General features: G+C 35.6%; 4 protein-coding genes. All 4 read left to right on the plus strand.

All coding sequences use genetic code 11. The annotated features are described in order from the left end of the window. Positions 1 to 15 precede the first annotated feature (15 nt). Positions 16 to 17,814, plus strand: a complete 17,799-nt coding sequence (locus ACQY44_RS13115; RefSeq protein ID WP_428230784.1) for a T9SS type B sorting domain-containing protein — start codon at positions 16 to 18, stop codon at positions 17,812 to 17,814. Positions 17,815 to 17,858: 44 nt separating this feature from the next. Beyond that, the gene (locus ACQY44_RS13120) at positions 17,859 to 18,833 is read left to right on the plus strand and encodes a PorP/SprF family type IX secretion system membrane protein (RefSeq protein WP_428230785.1); all 975 of its coding nucleotides are present in this window, start codon (positions 17,859 to 17,861) and stop codon (positions 18,831 to 18,833) included. Positions 18,834 to 18,981: 148 nt separating this feature from the next. Beyond that, on the plus strand, positions 18,982 to 20,169 hold the full coding sequence (locus tag ACQY44_RS13125) for a phosphoglycerate kinase (RefSeq protein ID WP_072957518.1): 1,188 nt from the start codon (positions 18,982 to 18,984) through the stop codon (positions 20,167 to 20,169). A gap of 110 nt (positions 20,170 to 20,279) precedes the next feature. Next, a complete protein-coding gene (locus ACQY44_RS13130) occupies positions 20,280 to 22,118 on the plus strand; it encodes a LysM peptidoglycan-binding domain-containing protein (RefSeq protein WP_428230786.1) in 1,839 nt (612 codons plus the stop codon). Positions 22,119 to 22,154: the final 36 nt, after the last annotated feature.

Here is a 22,154-nt window from a genome sequence, read left to right on the forward strand (position 1 = left end):
AACAAAATGAAGACTATGAAAAAACCTACTATTTTTAAAGTATTTATTGCAGTGGTATTCTTATTGCTTAGTATATCCTCTCACGCCCAATTAAGAAAGGGTTTTACTGCGAGAAAGACTACCAGTTTGAATGGAGATATTTTAGTTATTGGAAACAATATCTTAAATAGAGAAACTTCAACCAAAGGTCCTAAAGATCCGTATAATGATATTGGTGATGGCAGTTCAGTCAACGATGAATTCAATATGAAATACATTGATATCGATACTGATAACACTACTAAAAATTCCAGTTCTGCAACATTAACAATTCCAAAAAAGAGTGAAACTTGTTACGAGATTATATACGCAGCTTTGTATTGGGGAGGAACTTATCAGGGTAGTGACAGAAAAGATATCAATAAGGTCAAATTAAAAACACCGGGAGTTGGAGCAAAGTACAAAGAGTTTACTGGTACTTTAATGTGGGATGAGGGTGCTGCAGGAGTAGATAACGCATATGTATCCAAACCATATGCCTGTTTCGTTGAAGTTACAGACGAAGTTAAGGCTGCTAAGCAAGGAGTTTATACAGTAGCTGATGTAATATGCTCTGAAGGAAAGTTGGATGCCGGAAGAGGTGGTAACTCTGCAGGATGGAGTATTTTTATTATTTACAAAGACCCATTGCTTCCTAACAAATATATTACAAGTTTTGATGGTTTTAGTATTATTAGGGCTACTGATGCTCCATTAGATATTCCTATTTCGGGCTTTAGAACAAATCCTTTTGGAGATGTAAATGTAAAATTAGCATTTAGTGCGTTGGAGGGGGATAATAGATTAAAAGGAGATGGTCTTGAAATTAAAGGAGCAAAATCTTCTGCTTGGGGTGCTATATCATCATTAACGAGACCAATTGAACCAGGTACTCCTGCTATACCAGCAGTACCGCCTAGACCGGGTAGGCCAAATAGTGGATCTCCAGCAATTCCGGCTAAACCTCCAGTACCTAACTTTTTTAATAGTAGTATCACAGATGGAGATGTTATTCTTGCCGGGCGTGTACCTGCCAGCATAAACACGCTAGGCTACGATGCAGGTGTTGTAAACGTGGATAACAAGGATAATACTATTATACAAAATGATGAGACAAATGCGACGCTTAGAATAAGTACTTCGTCAGATTCGTATTATATGTTTTTTAATGCGTTATCAGTAGAAATTATCGCTCCAAAAATAGTACTTAGAAAAAATGTACTAGACAAAGACAATAACAATATTAATGGAAAGCCTGTGACCTTAAGCCAGGATTTACAATATGAGATTAATTTTAGGAACGAAGGAAATGATAATGCGAAGAACTTTACCATTACAGACGACCTTCCTAAAAATGTAATTTTTGGAGGCCTTAGCAGTATTACAATGGACTCCAGAATTACTGCAACCTATGACCCTTTAGCAAAAAGATTAGTTTTTACAATACCCGATGCATTAGTTGTTGCAAATGGTCCACTAACACCTTACACAATTAAATTTAAAGTAAAAGTGGTAGACGATTGTAATGAGCTAATTGACGCTTGTGCAAACCGAATTGAAAATACGGCCTATTCTAGATATTTTGGTGTAAAAAATACCACTCTCGAAGGATTTGGAGAGGGAAGTTATTCTACGATTTCACAATGTAATGTGGGAGAACCAACAGCAACGAACTTTTTAGTAGGTATTGATAAATGTTTGTTTAGTAGAGATGTATCACTTTGTGGTACCGCAACTTTAACGGCTGCTGTGGGTTATAACACTTATGTGTGGAAAGATCCAAGTGGAGTTATCTTTGGTGGTAACAACAGAACGGTTACAATTAACAAACCTGGAAGGTATACTGTTGACAATAGTGGCGCAGCCAATTGTGAGCCAATCCAACAAACATTTATTGTAACAGATTATCTTGCCGCAACAATTAAAAATCCAATCAAAGGAGACAATATTGATCCGCTTACAGGAGAAGCTGTCGCATGTGTTAGGGATAAAAAACCGTTTCCTAAAATCTTTTTATGTGGTCTTAATGACAAAAGAGAAATTGACACACATATTACAGGAGCGACAAAAGTGACTTGGCAGGAAACAAAAGATGTACCTCCCGCAGAGACGCCTAACCCAGAAAGCTGTCCTTACGAAGGAGCAACAAACTGGACAACAATTGTTGAAAACAATACTAAATTTACCGCTGACAGACAAGGGGTTTTTAGAGTGGTTGTAAATTATGGTAATACTTGTGTGGTCACTCATTATTTTAATGTTTACCAAAACAAACTGGATTCTAAAGCTGAAAAGCAAGATATCATTTGTAATACAAAGGGATGGATTAAAGTAACAAATCCACCTGAAAACACGGGTTATAGTTATAGTCTGAATGGAACAGATTATCAAACTTCAAGTACTTTCAATAATGTTCCAAAAGGAAGCTATAAAGTTCAAATTAGACAAACTGTATTAATAGATGGTCAAATCTCTGCATGTCCTTTCTTTGTAGATGTAAATGTTGAGGAACTTGAATTTAAAACAGATCTTAAAGCAACGAACCCAATTTGTACGGGAGATTTAGGGACAATAACTGCTAGTATTGCGAATGTTCCGGGCAATTATAAATTTATTCTTAGAAAAAAAGGAACTACAGCTGAAATTCAAAACACAGGACTTATAACTGATAATTTTGTTACATTTAAAGGTGTTGAACCTGGTTTTATCTACGAAGTAATTATGTCTACTGCCAATAATGGATGTAGTGTAATTAAAGAAGTAGAAGTTCTTGATTATCGTTTAACAGCTGAAGCTAAAGTTACTAAAACACTGTCAGAATGTGGTGCAGGAGAAATTCTGGTAACTGTAAAAGGAGGGACTCCAAGACCGGGACCGCCAGCATATTATATGTATTATATAAATGGCAATGTTAATTATGTAACTGACCCAAAAATTCCGGTAACACTTGCTACGTTACCAGCAGATGGCATCTTCAATATAGAGGTTGTAGATGACAAAGGATGTAAAGTTATGGTGCCTCCGATAAAAATGGTTATGGTTCCAAAACCAACTATTACAGTGACTTCTAGTAACGTTGACTGCTACGGGACAAATGGAGGTCAGATAAAAATTGATATTTCGCCTGTAAACTCTGGTTATACTGTTTCATACAGTCTTAACAATGGAGGATTTAATTCTATTTCACCAATAACCAATCTTGCACCGGGAAGCTATTCTCTGGTTGTAAAATATGTTTATGAGGGTGTTGAATGTTTAGATGACCCAGTTATAGTACAAATTACAGGTCCGGAAAATGCATTAAGCGCTTCTGCCGGAGTTTCTGAACTGGCAGGTTGTGGTCTGACTGGATTTGAATATCAAGGAAAGATTAGAATTACGAATGTACAAGGAGGAACACCTCTTTATACCTATAGTTTTGATAATCAAAAAACATGGATAAATAAGAATGAAGCTTATGTAGATCCGGGAAAATATACTGTTTATGTTAAAGACAGTAAAGGATGTATTTTTGCAATGTCAGATATTGTTTTAGATCCTAAACCAGCAGATCCTTCTATTGAGCCAAATCCTCAGGTTGTTTACAATTGTGATGGAACAGGAAAAGCGACTATAGTTGTAAACAATACAGGAGGATCAAATTATACATACGAATATTATATTGATAACAAACCAAATACACCTATTAATAGCAATATATTTAATAATGTTCCTATAGGGAAACATGAAATATCAGTAAAATACAAAGTTGTTTCGGCAGCAACATATAGTAACTTATTACAAGAAGATTTTGGAAAAGGAGGTTATACTACAACTCCTGGAATCAGCTCGAAATATTGTTTTGAAGATGAAACGACTCCACATCCGGTAACTTTTCCATCGATATGCGGTGACATCAATGATTATCAGATAAATGATGGTAAATATGCTGTCGCAAGCAGTATAAAAACAACTTTTGGAGGTACTTGGGTAATTGCTAAAGATCACACTATACCTGCTGATAAATTTGGAAGATTTTTATGTGTTAATATTGGAAGTTCAGCTGGAATTGGAGGTATTATTTACAGTAAACCTATTAAAGATGTTATTGTAGATCAACCTGTAATTATTTCATTATGGGCAGAAAATTTAATGAAAAGTACTACTGGATCCAATTATTACGATCCGGAATTAACTATACAATTAGTTAATGACTTGGGCGGACCAGGAGAAACTATCGTTGCAACAACTGATACTGCAAATCCTTGGAAAGTACCAAGAAATGAAATTTGGAACTATAAAGAATTGTCTTTAAATCCTGGCGCATATAATAATCTTAGTTTTGTAATTCGTTCTTATAATAATAAATTCAGCGGAAATGATTTACTTGTAGATGATATTTGGGTTCGTCAATTACCTAAATCATGTATAACAGAGAAGAAATTTGATGTTATTATTCAAACTAACAAAGCATTTAAAGTTTCAGAACCTGTAATTGACAATGCAACTTGTAGCGATAAAAACGATGGTAAGATCACACTTACTGTTGAAAATTTTGATGCAACAAACGGATTTAAATATTCTCTTGATAATGGTGGAACCTGGAATACAGCAACAACATCGCCATTTACAATTTCTGGATTAGCCAAAGGAAATTATAAAATTATCGTTAAGAATGATGATGCAGGATTATGTAAAAGTTCTTTCGAAAAAGAAATAACAGCACCAATAATACTTACAACAACAGCAAGTGTTACAAAGCCTTCTACATGTCTTGTAGGAGCTTCGATCACTGCTATACCAACAGGAGGTTCGCCTAAATATACTTACGAACTTTATCATGCAAATGGTACGATTTACAGAACGAGTGATTTAGCTACTTTTGATAATGTACCGGAAGGATCGTATTATGTAGTAGTTAAAGATAAAAGTGCTTGTGCTTCTTCAGCTTCAGATCCGGTAATAGTAAAAGATCCGACTAAACCAACAATATCTTTAGATGTATCTTCAGACTTGTGTTATGATGCTGCCAATAAAGCCACTATTGTTGTTAAAGTTCAGGGAGGAGTTAGTCCGTTCTTTTATAGCTTAAATGGAACAACGGCTCAAAAAGACAATAATAAATTTGAAGTTGCACCTGGGACATATTCAGTTGTAGTAACAGATGGTAACGGATGTATTGCAGATGCAATTACAGGCATTGTAGTTGGAAAACAAATTATTGCAAGTCCTCGTATAACTAAATTAATAGACTGTACATTAACTCCGGAAGCTGAAATCATAATTGATGCTTCTGAAGGAATTGCACCATATACTTATAAAGTATCAACAGATGGTGGAACTATCTTTGCTGATATGGATAGTAATATCTATAAAACAGCTCAAACAGGTAGCTATGTATTTAAAGTTACAGATTCAAAAGGATGTTTTGTAGTTACTGCAGCTGCAAAAGTAGATGCAAAACTTACTCCAACAGCTTCAATAGCAAGCCAGACAAATCCAAAATGTAATAATGAGGCAAATGGTTCATTTACTGTTTTACCGGCAGGAGGATCAGGACCAACTTATGAATTTAGATTTAATGGTGGTAATTATGGCGCGTCTGCAACTTATTCAAACTTAAATGCGTTTGTAGGTGCAGTTAATACAAGAACATATACGTATCAGGTAAAAGACAGCAAAGGTTGTGAATCGCCAGTTTATGAAGTTACTTTAACTAATCCAACAAAAGTTGCCGTTACAGGAAGTTTTCCGGCTAACACAACTTGCAGCACTATCACAGTAATCACTATTGTTGGTGAAGGTGGAGCAGGAGGTTACAAATATAATTTTGATGGTGGTACAAGTTACAATGATGTAACTACCAAAACCATTACAAATACAACATCTGAGCAAACAATTAAATTTTATGTAAAAGATGCAAACGGATGTACAGCTGAAAATGAAATTAAAGTACCGGCATTTAATCCGCCAACTTTAATTAATTTTTCTGTACCGGCAGCAATTACTTGTAATACCGCATCAACAAGTTTAACGCTTACAACAAATGGTGGAATTGCTCCTATTACTTATGAAGTAACAGGAGGACCAACTTTACCACCTTCAAACACTACAGGTGTTTTTACTGGATTAGTGGCCGGTGAGTATTTCTTTAAAGTTATAGACGCAAGAGGATGTACTGTAAATGGTAAGAAAACTATCGACGGAGCAGTTAAAATTACAGCTGAAGGTTCAAAAGTGGATGAAGTATGTTTTGATGCTAAAAATGGTAAAGCTTCATTTACAGTGTCTGACGTAAGCAGTACAGGTAACTTTAGCTATACTTTTTCTCCAAATACAGGTACTCCAAACGTTAACGGAAATGTAGTAACCTATACTAATTTAGCTCCGGGAACTTATACTTTTGTTGCTACTGATCTAACAACAGGTTGTATTTCAGACAGCAAACAAGTAACTGTGGGTACTGCAACTGCAATTAATTTTACTGTTAATGCATCAAAAATTAGTTGTAATAATAAAATTGCAACATTAGCTATAACAAGCATAATAGGAGGAAGTGGTAATTATACTTATGCCTATGCACCAAGTGGTTCAACTACTCCAACAACGCCATATGGAACAATTTTAACAGTTGATACTGCTGTTTTAACCACTAGTATAGATGTTTATGTAAAAGATGTAAATAATTGCGCGGTTAAGAAAACGGTTACTATACTAACAGAAGATCTTCCAATTGTAAATCCTATTGCAGCGCAATGTTATCCTGGAAGCCCTATTTCTGTAACAATAACAGGAACTTTTGCAACACCGGCAACATTTAGTAAAGATGGTAACGATTTTGGAGATTCAGCTACGTTTAGCTTAACTCCAGGAAATTATAAATTAACAGTAAAAGATAAATTTGGTTGTGAAGCTTTTATCGATTATGTAGTGGCATCAAAATTAACAATTACAACAGAAGTAGTGGTTGATACTGATTGTACATCAGAAACAACTATTAAGTTAACTTCTGGCGGTGGTACAGGTATTTATACTTTTGCAGTTTCAACTGATGGTGGAAATACTTATGCAACAACTACAAGTCCTTATACTGCAACTGCAGCAGGAACTTACAAATTTAGAGTTAATGATAGTGCAAATCCAATTTGTTATGCATATACAGCAGATATTCCGGTAACGCTTAAAGCAACTGTTTTAACACTTAACACAGGTAAAACGGATGTTAAATGTAATGGAGCTTCTACAGGAACTATTTCTATTTCGGCAACATCTGGTAAAGCTCCTTTTACATATAATGTAACTAAAGGAGGAGTAACAGTTTCTACAACGGTTTCAGCTACAACTACAACAGCTTCAGCTACTGCTTTAGCTGCTGGAATTTATGATATTGTTGTCAAAGATGCCCTAGGTTGCGAAGGTACTGCGCAAGTGACTATTATTGAGCCAACTAAATTAGTAGCATCTGCATCTGCGACTAAGTTTTTATGTAATGCGACGAATACTAAACAATCTGCATTAGTAACAATAGATCCTGTAACTACAGGAACTGGACCTGATTATCAATATAGTTTTAATGGAGGTTCTTTTACTGGTACAAATACATTTCCTGTTACTGATAACGGATCAGATCAAACGATCAAGTACGTAGTTATGGATAGTAATGGTTGTACTACACTTGAGCAAACAATAACAATATTAAAATTAAATCCACCACAGGTTCTTTCTGTTAGTGCAAGCCCTATTTATTGTGCACCAGCTGCAACATCAAGTGATGTTAGCATTAAAATAAAACCATTTACAGGTGTTGCTCCTCTTAAATATGAAATTTTTTCAGGTCCAACAACAACCAATACTTCAGGAGCAGCTGATGGAAATTTCACAGGATTACCAGCGGGTAACTATGTTTTCAAAATTACAGATGATAACGGTTGTTATGCTTATGCCAATAAAACAATCCAGGATGTAGTGCCAATGACAGCAATTGCAACAAAAGTAAATGATGCGTATTGTCATAATGGAGCTACAGGTAATATCAGCTATGAAGTAAATGGATTTGTTTCTACATACAGTTATACTGTAAATGGAGGAACTACTATGACCGGACAAACAGCAAACACTTTTACACTGCCTAATCTTGCAGCTGATGTTTATAAAGTTGACTTTATTGATGAAACTTCATTATGTACCGTTCCGACATCAATCACAATTACAGAACCAATAGCAGATTTAATTTTAGGTTTGGTAACTAATGTAAATGCTAATTGCGGAAAACCTTCCTCTACTGTTACAGTGTTAGCTAACGGTGGTACACAAAATGCAACTCCTACGAAATATGAGTATGCAATTTTAGATGCTGACAACCCTACAGGAACACCATCGTATGGTCCAAGTCCAATATTTAATATAAATTCTAACGGGGGAACTGATAAAGATTGGATTATCCTTGTAAAAGATGCAAAAGGTTGTATTGCAACTTTACCAGTAACAATTGATACTGATCCAGTTCCAACAGTAAGTGCTTCGGTTACGAATCAATGTAGTGCTTCTGGAAGTTCATTCACAATTAAAGCAGTTGGTGCTGGAGGAGTTGCTCCTTATACATACACAATAAATACAGGAGTTGCTCCAAGCCCTGCTGATATATTTACAGTGGCAGCAGGAACTTATACGATTTCAGTTACAGATGCTAATAATTGTACTAATACAACATCAGTTGTTGTAAGTGATGCTTTAAATCCCCTAGCGGTTTTAACTAATGATATATGTCCTGCAGTTCTTCCTGCTTTACCTACTCCAGCGAAAATTACATTTACAATTAATGGAGGAAAATCGCCTTATGGTTATAGAGTGAAAGTTGGCGCGGGATCTTATAGCGGTTTACCAATTGCTTTTACTGGACCATTACCATATACATACCAAACTTTAACAGCAGGTGTTTATCAATTTGAGATTTCGGATGCTAATGGTTGTACTAAAGAGACAAACCCAATAACAGTAACAAATGTTGGTGTTACTTCTTCTTATGATCCAATAAGCCCAACATGTAACGGTGATACTGATGGTTCAGTAACTATTACCGCACTTACAGGAGTAGCGCCATTTACATATAATTTTAATAATAAAGGCTTTAGCAATGTTAATGTTTATGGTGGTTTAGGTGCAGGAACTTATACTTACAGCGTAAAAGATGATAGAGGTTGTATACAAAACGGAACAATTGTTATTGCGCCAACACCTAAAATTGATGTTAAAATTGGAATTAATGCAATTACTTGTAATTCTACACAACCAGGAAGCTTAGATGTTAGTGTATTGTCTGGAGGTACAGCACCATACACTTATTATGTTTATGATAATAAAATGAATCAAGTACCGGGTTCACCATTTACGGAAACTTCTAATGCTCCAACTACGGCAATTAATGTCCCAAATTTAAATTTTGGTGATTATTATGTTAATGTAGTAGATGCTAAAGGTTGTAAATTTGAAAGTGATGCACAAAGAATTACGCCCCCACCATATTTAGAATTAGGACTTGAAGTTAAAGGACTTTCTTGTCTTGATGGTATTTCTATTGAAATAAAAGTTAAACCATTAACAGGTACTCCTAATTTTACTTATTCTATCTATGGTACTAGTATATCATCAGGACCTATACCTATTCCTGCAATGTCATATACTTTTGATGGTTTAGATCAAAATACACACTATATTTTTGAAGTTATAGATGCTAATGGTTGTCCATCATATTTAGATTATACTACCCCTACCATTTCACCTATTACAATTACAGCAACAACAACAGATATTACTTGTTTTGGTTCTGCAAATGGTAAGATTGATTTTGAAGTGACAAATTTTGACTCTGGTGTTAAAGATTTGTATTACGAGTTAAGAGATAACCTGACAAATCAACCAGTTCCTGGTTATACTCCTGATCATATAATTACTGATCCAGCTACCACTTCTCCTCCATATAAAGCAACAATTACGGCATTAAAACCGGGTAATTATACATTGTATGTAAAAGAAGTAGATGGAACAAAGTGTTCAACTTCTTTTACTTTCCAAATCAAACAACCAGCATCTGCACTTCAGGCGAAAATAAGCAAAGTGTTAAATGCAAATTGTCACAGAGGTGCTTTGGTAACCATTACTGCTGGTGGTGGTACAGGTCCTTATAAATATGTAGCATATCCTACGGGAGATCCAGTACCAAGTTTTGTTGATGAAAACGTACTAGAACTGGATCCTGCAAAAGGAAACGACTGGAGTTTTATTGTTAGAGATGCGAATGGCTGTGAAGTTCCTTTAGGTCAAATTATTAGTACTGACCCTGGTCCACTTCTTGACCCTTTAACAGTAGTGAATAAATGTGTTACCGAAAATACTTTTGGTGTTGTTGTTTCTGGTGTAAAAGGGACAGGCGCTCCTGTAACTGGTGATGTTTATATTAGTGTTGACAGTGACAATGCTTATACACCTGTTTCAACTTGGCCTTATACAGTAACCAACCTTAGTTCTGGTCCACATATTATTTATATAAAAGACGCTAACGATTGTATTGATTCAAAAACAATTACCATTGCTAAGCCTCTTAATTTAACAATAGATCCACTTACGCAACCTAGTTGTATCGTTAACGATGGTTCAGTTACATTAAACCCAACAGGTGGTTCGGGTACATACAGTTATACTATCTTGCCAAGTTATATTGGTCAGGTAATTTCTGGAAATACCATAACAGGTCTTAAAGCAGGTCTTCATACAGTTACTATAACTGATGGTGGAGCCGCTGGAACGCAATGTACTACTACAGCTGAATTTACATTAAAAGCAGGAACTCCTGTTGATTTTGATGTTGAAACTACTAATATATTGTGTAGTAGTTTTAATGTTGGAGATCTTGTTGATAATGATAATAGTGGTAAACTCGTGGTTGTATTGAAACCAGGAAGTGATAATCCAAATTATAGTTATACGCTTACAGGAACTGAAACTTTTGGTAGTGTTGCTGTTAGCAGAACAGCTCAGTCAACACCTGAGTTTACAAATCTTAAAGCAGGAGTTTATGATATTTTAGTGACTTCAGGAAAAGGCTGTTTCCTTAAAAAGACAAACTTTACCATTACGAAACCAACAAAATTAGCAACTACAGCTAAAGTTACAGAATTTACATGTAACCCATCTACTAATACAGTTCAATCAGTAGTTGTGAGTATAGATTTGCCAACTACAGGTACATCTCCTTACCAATATAATTTTGATGGTTCGTCAACGTATTATGATGGTAATACACTTTCTGTTGCTAATAACAATGACCCAGCCGGGCAAGATGTTCCGTATTATGTGATTGATAAGAACGGTTGTAAGTTTACAGGGACTGTTCATGTTGCGCCATATAAAAAACTTCTAGATATTACATTTAGTGCCACAGCTCCGGTTTGTCCAACTAATGTCTCTGATGTTACATTAACTGTATCAGGAGGTTATACAACGGCGGCAAGTGGAAATACTTTAATGGCGAAATACGAGATTATTTCTCCAATCACTTTAGATAATGGAGCTTCAAATGTATTTACAGGTTTAGCGCCTGGTACCTATACATTTAAAGTTACTGATGACCATGGTTGTTCTATCGAAAGAGATTTGAAAATAGATGATGTTGTTCCAATCGATATCGCATTGACGTCTTCAACAAATATTACTTGTAATGCTGCAAATGGTACTACAAATAATGGTATAGCTGTTTTCCAGGTCTCAGACTTTAGCACATCTGGAAATTATACAATTGCAGTAACAAGTGTTCCGGCAAGTGTACCAGCTGTAACAGTGCCAACTCCTGTTAATGATGTTATTACATTGCAAAATTTACAGGCAGGAACTCATACGATAACAGTTACAGATAATACAACAAATTGTTCGAAATCTGCTGTAGTGACTATTACTGAGCCTAATCCGATAACATTTACTGCAACAGCAACGAATGTAAATTGTAATTTGGAAGAATCTACAATTACTGTTTCGAATGTAGCTGGTGGAACTGGACTAATAGGAAATTATACTTATGCAGCTGTTCCGGCACTTGCGGGTACTCCAACAAGTTTTGGCAGCAATCCTATTACAGTTAATACTAATCTAACTGTTCTTTCTTGGGATGTGTACGTAAAAGATGCCAATGGATGTATTTCTGGTAAAGTTAATGTTCCGGTTATCCGTGATGCAGCTCCAGAACTTAATCAACCGGCACAGCAATGTTTTGTAGATGCAGATATTACAATTAATTTTGGTGATGCTGCAATATCTACAACTTACAATGGTAACAAAACATTTACTGTAGATGGTTTACCAACAAGCAGTAACATAACATTTACAAAAGCAGGAAAATACAAAATTGTCTTAACTGATGATCACGGATGTACTGATGAAATAGAGTACATTATTGAAGAAAGATTAATTGCTAATGCAACAGTAGAGAAAGATCTTTTCTGTACAGGTGATGTACCAGCAAGAATTGTCGTTGAAATTCAAGGTGGTAAAAAGGATTACACGTACCAAATGTACTTAGGTGGAATCGCAGTTGGTGGTCCAAAACCAACTACGGGTAATTTTACAGAATCTGTAACTGATTTTGGGGTTTATACTTTTGAAATTTCAGATAGTAATGTACCATGTACAGTTACAACAACTCCTGTGACAGTGAACCAACCTATAATTCCAACACTTGCAGATTCACAAACTAATGTAAGATGTTTTACTGAAAGTAACGGTAATTTAACTGTTGTACCATCAGGTGGAGTTGGACCTTATAAATTTATACTTACAAGTGTAAAAGGTATCGTTAATACTACTGGTGATACAAGCGGAGCTTATACAGGTTTACCTGCGGATACTTACACAGTAGTGGTAACAGATGGAAAAGGTTGTGCTTCATTAGCAAGTACAATTACAATTACAGAGCCACCTCTATTAGAAGGAGATCATTCAATTACACCAAATACATCTTGTAGCACATTGACTGAAATAGTAGTGGAAGGTAAAGGTGGTACCGGAACTGGAACATATGAGTATAACTTTGATGGTAAAGGATATGATTCACTAGATCGTATTTCAGTAAGTAATAATGGTTCAATTGCATCTGTTACGTATACAGTTAGAGATGCTAATGGATGTGAAACAAGTCCGGTAACAGTTCCGATTGTTCCGTTAAACAAGCCAAGTGCTTTATCATTCTCACCAACAGCTATTACTTGTGCTGCTAGAAATAGCGATGTTACAGTGACTGCTACAAATGGTGTAGGTGCATTAGAATTTAAAATTACAGAATTCAATGGAGCACCAACAACGCTTTATGCTCCAATCACAACAACAGGAAGTGCGGTTCCGGCTGTATTCAGCGGATTACCATTTGGTGATTATAGATTTGAGGTAACGGATAGTAATAAGTGTTCATTCAGTGATGTATTGACTATAAAAGATGTTGTTAGGATTCAAACTACAGGTGACGCATTTGCGAAATCTTGTATTGGTACTGATGACGGAAAAGCAGTATTTACAGTTTCTGATTTCAAAGGAACTTATACTTATACAATAACAAAAGATACTGATGCTCCTTCAGCACCAGTTACAACTTCTGATGCTGTAGTTAGTTTATCTAACTTAGCTAAGGGATCATACAAAATTGATATCCTTGATGATATCACAAGCTGTCCAACAACTTTCACAATTGTTGTAAACGATCCTGTTGCTGTAACAGTTTCAGAAGAATTTAATGTGAATGCTAATTGTACAACCGGAGCGCTTGTTACAGTTGCAGGTCATGGTGGAGCAGGTGACTATACCTATTCATTTGTTCCTGTAAGTCCAACAGCAGTACCTGGAGCATTCTTACCCGATGCTACAAGAGAGTTAGATCCTAAAATACCATCATGGTATGTTTATGCAAAAGATCAAAACGGATGTATTTCTGCTCCAATAATTGTAAACATCACAACCGATCCATTGCCTGCAGGATTTACTGCCAGTGTAACATCACAATGTACTGATGCTTTTGGAAACTATGAGATTGTAGTTAACCTTGGAACAGGAATGGGGCCATTTACTTATAGTATTGGCGACGGATTCCAATCTGAGAATAAGTTCACTGTAAAAGCACCTAAAGCTTATGACATAGTTGTAAGAGATAAATTTGGTTGCGAAACTACATTCCCGGCAGCGATTACTATTTTGCAGCCTGTAATTTTAGAGGTGAAAAAAGATATTTACCCAACTTGTGCAGATGGTAACGGACAAGTTACTGCAAGTGCAATAGGAGGATCAGGTAACTTTAGCTATACACTTGATGGGGTTAGAACAATAGCAGGTACACCCGCAATATTCGATAAGGTATTTGCTGGTTCGCATACTATTATTGTTACTGATTTAGGAACACCAAGTAATTGTACAGATTTAGTTGTATTTGATTTAGACAAAGCTACACCAGTTACAGGATTCGATGCAATTGCTACTATGGTTTCTTGTAATGGTGGAAATGACGGAACTATTAGAGCAAGTATCGCTGCAACAAGTCCTGGTGTAAACGATAACCCTAAATACATGTATAGTTTAGATAGCGGAACTCCGCAAGAGAGTCCGGTATTTACAGGATTAAAAGCAGGAACATATACAGTTTCTGTAATTTCAGGAAGAGGTTGTCCTGCTGATATGACCGTTGAAGTTAAGGAACCATCTGAAATTAAGGTGCCAAACCCAGTTGTAGTTCCTTATGGTTGTAGTACTGATAATATAAGTAACTATGCAACTATAACGGTTAACGGTGTTACTGGTGGTACAGGAGAGTATACTTATGAGTTTATTAATGGCGTAACACAGGTTTATAAAGGACGAAGAAATGTATTTATTGAGAAAGACTACAAAGGTGGTTCTTATACAATAAATGTTTATGACGATAATCTATGTATAGGTTCTGCAGTGGGAACATATGAAATCTTACCATTTACTGCAATGGATAATGTGGTTATCAAAGTTGATAATGCGATTACTTGCGTTGATAATGAAGATATCACAGTAACAGTAAAATCAGTAACAGGAGCTGTTATTACCGGATTAAACTATAGTTTAAGCGGAACAAACGGAACAGTTTATGGTCCGACTCCTAGTACAGACGGAATCTTTACAGATTTAGGAATTGGTAATTATGTCGTGACAGTAACGAATCCTGCTACAAATTGTACGATTCAGGCTGTTCACTTTATCAATAATCCAAATACATTTGATATTATGGCTAAACCGGAAAATGAGAGTGTTTGTTTTGGAACAACTACAAGAGTACAATTAACTTTTGTAGACAATCAGTTAATTCCAAATAACGATGCTGGTCCGTTCGAATATACAATTACTGGCGGTCTTATTCCAATCACTGATAGAACAACAAGTGCAGGTCCAATTTGGGTTGAAAACCTAACGGCAGGTCAGTACAAAGTTGTAGCTAAATTGGTAAACAAACCAGAGTGTACAGTTCAGACAACATTTACAATCAATCAGCCAACGGCGGAATTAACGGTTACTAAAACGCAGTCAGAAATTACTTGTGTTCAAGATAATAATGATGGTATAATCGTTGCTTCAGCAACTGGAGGATGGCCAGGTGAGTACTTGTACGAATTAAGATCAGGTACAACTATTGTTAAAGAATATAGCGAGTCGCCAATTTTTGAAAAATTAGCAGCCGGAGATTACAGAGTATATGCTAAAGATGCTTACGGTTGTGAAAGTTTTGTTGATGCTAAATTAGTAAACCCAACGCCAATTAGTATTAGAATTAGCGCTACACCAATGCTTTCTTGTTTCGACAATGAAGATGGAGTAGTAACAATTAATACAATTAGCGGAGGTTCAGGAAACTATACTTATACATTACACGGAGTATTAACTAACGGAACTGTTACAGTTGAGCAATCACAAGGAGGAAATGTGTTTACAGGTCTAAAAGCAGGAACTTATTATATTACTGTTAATGACACTTGGTCTTGTACAAATGACTCTAATAAAGTGACGATTAATCAGCCAGAAATTGTAAAAGCGAATCTAGAAATTCAAAAAACTGAAAGTTGTAAGCAAGTTCCGGTTGTTAGGTTAACAGCTACAGGAGGAAACCCTCCATACTATTATAGCGCAGATGGAACGTATTATACAGGACCATTTAACTCTTATATAGATATTACATTACCTGTAACAACAGCAAATACGGAATACAAATATTTTGTAAAAGATGCTAATAATTGTAAGAGCTATGTGTCTAACACTAGTGAGTTCTCACCAGTGCCGGCATTAGAATTTGAGCGCTCTAGCAAAATTGATATTAAATGTAAAGGTGGTGCTACCGGCTCTATCACTGTGTCAGCAAAAGGTGGTTTAGGAAATTATAGCTATACCTTGCAAAATGCTGCAGGAATTGATATTACTCCAGCTCCGGCACAGGTTATTCCGGGTATGTTTACAGAATTGCCAATCGGAAATTATATCGTAAAAATTACAAGTTTAGATTGTGATACAGTTTCAACGTTGTTCCAGTTAACAGAACCGGATACTTCATTAACAGCTGATGCTATTGCAACACCTTTAACTTGTAATGGTTACAACAATGGTAAAATTACTGTAAACGCAACTGGCGGAGTAGGAACATATAAATATGCAATCGAACCAGAATTTAAACAGTTCTTTGACAAAAATGTATTTGAAAATCTGAAACCAGGTTTCTACGATGTATTAGTTCAGGATGAAAACGAATGTTATGTATTCCTTACAGATGTAGAAGTAAAAGAACCAGCTCCGCTTTCGGCTATAGAGATTCCAAATTCTATGATTCCGGAAGTATGCGTAGGAGACAAAAATGGTGTATTTGCTATTCAAATTATTGGTGGAACAGGTCCTTATACAACTAGTCTTGATAATGATAAAGGTCCTTATCTTCCAGTTGATGGTGGTGATACACAAGATTACAGCGGATTGTCAGGAGGTAAACATATTGTTTACATTATCGATCACAGCGAATGTACAACTGAAGTTACAATCAACATGCCTTTACCAGTAATCCTTAACCCAACTGTAGAAGTAAACTATGATTGTGTAAACAATTCACAATCTAACATGGTAACAGTTACAGTAGATGAAAGCAATACAGATCTTACTCAAGTTGATTATTCACTTGATAGTGATGTAGGCCCTTTCCAACCAGGTAACATCTTTACAAATGTTGCTCCGGGAAGACACTTTATTGTGGCAAGACATACGAATGGTTGTAAAGTACCAACAGCTAGTTTCGATATCAAAGCATACGATCCTTTAACAATTGCTTTGACTGGAGGACAGCAAGAAATGAACGTGATCTCAGTTACTGCTGCTGGTGGAGCTCCTGCTTATGAGTACAGTTTCAACGGAGAGCCGTTTACTTCTTCTAACAAATATAAAATCTACAAGTCTGGAGATTATGTGGTAGTGGTTAGAGATAAAAACGGATGTACTGCGACAATAACAGTTCCTGCAATCTATATAGATGTTTGTTTAGATAACTACTTTACTCCGGCTGGTGCTACCAACACAACATGGGGTCCTGGTTGTACCAATATTTACAACAACCTTGAGTTCTCTATCTTCGACAGATACGGTCGTGTAATTGCTAAGTATCACTACGGTCAAAAATGGGATGGTAGATACAATGGTGCCGAATTGCCTTCAGGAGATTACTGGTATGTTCTTAAACTGAACGATGCGAAAGATGACAGAGAGTTTGTAGGACATTTCACTTTATACAGATAACAAAATAAGAGCCCCTAATGATGTTGTCTAAAAAATTAATTACAATGAAAAAGTTTATTTTATCTTTAGTACTCATGGCTGTAACAACAAGTTACAGCCAAGAGTTAAACCTACCAGTATTTACACAGTATTTAGCAGACAATCCTTTTGTTATTTCACCTGCCTTTGCCGGTATTGGGGATAACCTTAGAATTAGGGCGAATGGTCTTACACAATGGGTGGGAATTAAAGATGCACCCCAAAACCAATCACTTTATGCTGATTTTAGAGTTTTAGATCGTTCCGGAGTCGGTATTTCACTCTATAATGACAGAAACGGTTATACGCGTCAAACAGGAGCTAAGGTTTCCTTTGCGCACCACATCATTTTAGATTATTATTCTAAGCAGTACTTATCTTTCGGACTTTCGTATAACTTTAATACTTTTCGTATAGATACTGACGAATTCAATACTACGATAGAGCATCCTGTTATAGACCCTTCTGTAACAGACAATCGTTATAATGCCAATAACAATTTTGATGTTAGTGCCTTGTATCGTAATAAAGGATTTTATGTAAGTTTTAATGCCAATAACGTACTGAAGAAAAATACAGATAAATACAGAGGGGTAGAGCCTAATTTACTTTCAAACTATCAGGTATACTCCGGATATGTTTTTAAAGATGGAGAAAACAGTCGCATCGAATATGAGCCGTCTATCTACTACCAGTATTTTGCGAGTGATCAGCGTTCTACAACCGATTTCAACTTCAAATACAGACGTTACAACCGTTACGAAGATTATTATTGGATAGGAGTTTCATACCGTTTCTTAAACGATCAATTCCCAAAACCTTTATCAGTTGGCCCAATGGTCGGTTTCATGAAATCTAAATTCTATTTTGGATATTCATACCAGGTAATGTTTAACCAGTTGGGAAATTATAATTCAGGAACACATTCCATAACTATCGGTTTCGATTTCTTGCAGGCAATTAGTAACTGTCCTTGTACGCAAAGTCCGGTTCACGATTAAAGAAGCATTTTCAACGATTTTATAGCTTATTTGTTTTTTTTCTTAACTTATAACGTTTTCGCTGGTAGAGAGAGGTTACTTTTATATTTACGGATACTTTAAAAGTTCTATATTTGTTTTTCTTTCAAAAAAACTAAAAAACTATCAAATGAAAACTTTAAACGATTTCGACTTTAAAAATAAAAAAGCAATTATCCGTGTAGATTTTAATGTGCCACTGGATGAAAATTTTAATGTAACAGATGCTACACGTATCGAAGCTGCAAAACCAACTATTGATGCTATTTTGGCACAAGGTGGAAGTGTAATTTTGATGTCGCATTTAGGAAGACCAAAAGGCGTAGAGGAAAAATATTCTTTAAAACATATTTTGAAAACAGCTTCTGAAATTTTAGGAGTTGAGGTTAAGTTCGCTGAAAATTGCGTTGGAGAAGTAGCTCAGGCCGCTGCCAAAGATTTAAAACCAGGAGAAGTTTTATTGCTTGAAAATTTGCGTTTTCATGCTGAAGAAGAAGCAGGAGATGTTGCTTTTGCAAAAGAATTGGCTTCACTTGGGGATATCTATGTAAATGATGCTTTTGGAACTGCTCACAGAGCGCACGCTTCAACAACTATTATTGCTCAATTTTTCCCAACAGAAAAATGTTTCGGGACATTGTTGGCTAAAGAAATAGAAAGTTTAAACAAAGTACTTAAAAATAGCGAAAAACCGGTAACGGCTGTTCTTGGAGGATCTAAAGTATCGTCTAAAATTACAGTTATCGAAAATATTCTTGACAAAGTAGATCACATGATCATTGGTGGTGGAATGACTTTTACATTCATTAAAGCACAAGGTGGTAAAATTGGAGATTCTATTTGCGAAGATGATAAACAAGAATTAGCACTTGAAATCTTAAGATTGGCTAAAGAGAAAGGAGTACAAATCCATATTCCTGTTGATGTAATTGCTGCAGATGATTTCTCGAATACAGCCAATACAAAAGTAGTAGACGTAAGAGAAATTCCTGATGGATGGCAAGGTCTTGATGCAGGTCCTAAATCTTTAGAGAACTTCAAAAAAGTAATTCTGGAGTCAAAAACTATTTTATGGAACGGTCCATTAGGAGTTTTCGAAATGGAATCATTCGCTAAAGGAACAATTGCATTAGGCGATTATATTGCTGAAGCTACAGAAAACGGAGCGTTTTCATTAGTAGGTGGCGGTGATTCTGTTGCTGCGGTGAAACAATTCGGATTCGAAGATAAAATGAGTTATGTATCCACTGGTGGCGGGGCTATGCTTGAAATGTTAGAAGGAAAAGTTTTGCCTGGAATCGCTGCGATTTTAGACTAAATTATCACAATTAACATTTTTTTAGATAGTTTACATGCATAAACTGGTTAAGTTTGCAAAAGTAAGGTTTCTGTAATGGTTTGAATTATAGAATTTTAAAAAAATGTTATATGATTGTAAAAAAAATATCAATAGTAGTTTCGGTGTTTTTTTCTATATCGATGTTTGCGCAGGAGAGTGCAAAAACAGATGTTGAAATTAAACCAATTGTAAAGATATCGTATTTAGATTCTGTTAAAAACTCCTTCAAAAGAGATGAAATGGCAACTCGGGTTGACAGTCTCTGGATGAATGAATTGACAAGTTTAGATATTTACGATGACCTGACAAAAGACATTCAGACTATCAATACAGATGTTACGATTGACGAAGAATTGCCAACAGCTTTGCTTAAGCAGCGTCTGCAGGCAATGAATGAGAAGTCACCTTTTAACATTGAATACAATCAAGGTTTAGAAAATATAATAAAGTCATTTCTTAAGAATCGTAAAAAATCGTTTTCCCGATTAATGGCTTTATCAGAATATTATTTCCCAATTTTTGAGGATGCTTTTGCCAGACAAAATGTGCCTTTAGAAATTAAATATTTAGCCGTTGTAGAATCTGCTTTAAATCCTAAAGCAGTTTCTAAAATGGGCGCCACAGGACTTTGGCAGTTCATGTACGGAACCGGTAAACAATATGCCCTAAAAATAGATTCGTATATTGATGAACGTAGCGATCCTCTTAAAGCTACAGCCGCTGCATCAGAATACATGACAAAAATGTACAATATTTTTGGCGATTGGGAGCTTGTTCTGGCTTCCTATAATTCAGGACCTGGAAATGTTACTAAAGCAATTCGTCGTTCCGGAGGAAAAACAAAATACTGGGACATTCGTAACCATCTTCCAAAGGAAACACAAGGTTATGTTCCTGCTTTTCTTGCTACAATGTATCTTTTTGAATACCATAAAGAACACGGAATCAATCCTCAGAGAGCAGTTGTTAAAAACTTTGAAACAGATACCGTTAATATTAAAAAGGAGATGACCTTCAAACAAATTGCAGATTTGTTAGACATGCCGCAATCTCAACTTCAACTTTTAAATCCTTCTTATAAATTGAATGTTGTGCCTTTTTACCAGGGAGAACCGCATTTCTTACGTTTGCCAAAAGATAAAATAGCCACTTTTGTTTCAAACGAAGATAAAATTTACGATTACGTAGCCTATCAGTCACAAAATAAAACAATGTCAACGCAATTGGCTTTGAAAGTGACGCCTAAAGCAAAAGCGAAACTGGAGAAAACCATCGATACGGATGTTAAGTGGTATAAAGTTCAAAAAGGAGATAACTTAGGAGCTATCGCAGCCAGGTACAATGTGAATGTTATCGATTTGAAAAAATGGAATAACCTTAAAACAAATGCTGTTGCACTGGGAAGAAGTCTAAAAATCAAAACAGATGTTGATGCAGTTATTAAAAATCCTAAAGAAATAAAATCAACTCTTGCAGTAGAGAAAAGATCAGAAGAAGCTATTGCTGCTGCTGACGATAAAGATAAAAATGCCACACAGTCTCAAGAATACATTGTGGCGGCCGGAGACAATTTAGGAAGTATTGCTAAGAAATTCGGTACGACTATTGCTGATCTAAAAGAACTAAATAATCTGACTTCAAATAATATTGGTTTAGGTAAAACGTTGGTAGTTTCTAAAGCAGTTCCTGAAATTGTTGAGGAAAATGTGGTAACTACAGCAATAGCTTCAAATTCTTCGATTGATTCATTCAGGAAAAAAGCGACTTCTGCTAAAGATCTTGGAGAAGATTATTATGTTAAAAAAGGAGATTCGTTGTATAGTATTTCTAAAAAATATCCTGGAGTTACAATTTCAGATATTAAAAAATGGAATAACATTAAAGACGGAGAAATTAAACCAGGAATGAAACTTAAAATAAACGGATAGTTAAAAAATCTTACATAAATTTGGGTTTTATTTCAT

The sequence above is a fragment of the Flavobacterium sp. genome (assembly GCF_965277525.1).
Classification (GTDB): domain Bacteria; phylum Bacteroidota; class Bacteroidia; order Flavobacteriales; family Flavobacteriaceae; genus Flavobacterium.

Bases quoted from the DNA above. Each gene is read 5' to 3' on its own strand.
- ACQY44_RS13115 (WP_428230784.1), top strand. From the start codon at position 16: ATGAAAAAACCTACTATTTTTAAAGTATTTATTGCAGTGGTATTCTTA.
- ACQY44_RS13120 (WP_428230785.1), top strand. From the start codon at position 17,859: ATGAAAAAGTTTATTTTATCTTTAGTACTCATGGCTGTAACAACAAGT.
- ACQY44_RS13125 (WP_072957518.1), top strand. From the start codon at position 18,982: ATGAAAACTTTAAACGATTTCGACTTTAAAAATAAAAAAGCAATTATC.
- ACQY44_RS13130 (WP_428230786.1), top strand. From the start codon at position 20,280: ATGATTGTAAAAAAAATATCAATAGTAGTTTCGGTGTTTTTTTCTATA.